The sequence below is a fragment of the Agrobacterium sp. SUL3 genome (assembly GCF_001263295.1).
GTDB lineage: Bacteria > Pseudomonadota > Alphaproteobacteria > Rhizobiales > Rhizobiaceae > Agrobacterium > Agrobacterium tomkonis.
On record NZ_KQ414562.1, the window covers coordinates 1 to 1,114 of the forward strand.

Consider the following 1,114-nt stretch of genomic DNA (forward strand, 5'->3'; position numbering starts at 1 on the left):
CAAGCAACCGTGGAGTTATTGCTGGAAAGCAGGGTCTGATCGAGCGATAGCGTTGAGGATCGTGATGAGTTTTCGCACGGTTGCGATCATGGCGAGTTTGAAGGGCTTACCGCGCGTTCTGAGCCTTTGATAGAAGTCGCCGAGGACAGGGTCCCTTACCTTGATGGCGCTGAGCACGGCCATGTAGGCGATATCGCGCAGGTGCTTTCTGCCGCCCGCACATCGTCCGTTTCGGTCCGATGCGCCCGACTGGCGCGCATGGGGCGCGACACCGAGAAGGGCGGCGGCGACCTTTGAGGAGACTTTGCCCAGTTCCGGCATGTCGGCAAGCAGTGCCGTTGCCAGGACCGGCCCGACGCCGGTGACCTGGCGAAGGCGCGCATGGCTTTTGCGCAACCGCGGCGTCTGCGCCAGCACATCACCGATTGCCGCATCCAATGTGGCGATATCCTGTGCGATAGTCCGCAGGCGTTCCTCGATCAGGTCGCGCACCAGCGGTTCGTCGATAGTGTCGAGCTGGCTGACGAGCCCGCTCTTTTCGGCCAGCAGGCGTCGGCGGTGGGCGCCGATCGCACTCAGCCTGCGGCAAGAAGGATCAGGCGCGTGAGGGGTGAGGTTGGACCGCACCGCCATCAGATAGCGAGCGATCATGGCCGCATCGATCCGGTCGGTCTTTGCCAGTTGACCGATGGTGCGGGCAAAGCCGCGCACGCGGGCGGGGGCGACGACATAAACCTCAAGGCCGGCGGCATGAAGACCATCGGCCAGCCTGCTTTCATAACCGCCCGAGGCTTCGAGGCCGACGGCCACCGGCCCCAGTTCCCTAAGGCGCCGGGCCAGCTGTGCGATCTCATCCGGTGACGAGCCGCAACGAAAGCTTTTGCCGGTGGGGTGGATATGGATGTCGAAGTACTGCTTGGAAACGTCGATGCCGACGACGGCGATATCGTGTATCATGGCCTTGCTCCCAGGCTTGTGGTGCGGGCAAAAGCCCGATCAACCGTTCGGGGTCAAAGGGAGCAGGCAGGGCCTTGCTTGACCTCGGCTGTCTAAACCAGCCCGAAAAAACGGCCGCCTGCCTGCATCAGCCGGGCTTGCGCTGCCCGGCTGATGC

1 protein-coding gene is annotated in these 1,114 nt (G+C 63.4%); it reads right to left on the minus strand.

Annotated elements, in window-relative coordinates:
- Positions 1-15 precede the first annotated feature (15 nt).
- Positions 16-957, minus strand: coding sequence for an IS110 family RNA-guided transposase (locus tag AKG12_RS28985; RefSeq protein ID WP_052821469.1), 942 nt, complete (start codon positions 955-957; stop codon positions 16-18).
- Positions 958-1,114 lie beyond the last annotated feature (157 nt).

Coding starts and splice junctions, on each gene's coding strand:
- AKG12_RS28985 (WP_052821469.1), bottom strand. CDS start 957: ATGATACACGATATCGCCGTCGTCGGCATCGACGTTTCCAAGCAGTAC.